Below are 393 nucleotides of genomic sequence, written 5' to 3' on the forward strand. Positions count from 1 at the left end.
TCCAGAACTCATCGATCACGATAATGATGCGGCGGCCATCGATCAGTTGCTCGACGCGGTGGAAGAGATAGGCCATCAGTGGTGTGCGGATTTCTTCATTGTCGAGGAAGTCCGTCATGTCATAGCCGACGAACTTGCCACCAACACCGAGGTCGCCGAGGCCGATGTCCTCGATGACACTGTCGAACACCCAACCCAGTGGCCCTCCCCTCTCCCAGCGGCGCAGCCGCGATGCGATGCCTTCGGGATCGGTGTTGTTGAGAAAGGTGCGCAACGCGCCAATCGTGCGCCGCTCCACCGGGAGATCGGTGAGCCCATCGATGGCATTGGCGATGTCGCGGGTCTCCGCGACGGAAAGTTCGCGGGTTTTCGAGCCGACGAGCTTGGTCACCC

Annotated in this window: 1 pseudogene; it reads right to left on the reverse strand. The window is 60.8% G+C overall.

Annotated features, from left to right (window positions below):
* Positions 1 to 393, reverse strand: a pseudogene (locus CEV33_RS01505) (transporter); the annotation flags it as partial.

The organism is Brucella grignonensis, from assembly GCF_002252505.1.
GTDB classification, from domain to species: domain Bacteria; phylum Pseudomonadota; class Alphaproteobacteria; order Rhizobiales; family Rhizobiaceae; genus Brucella; species Brucella grignonensis.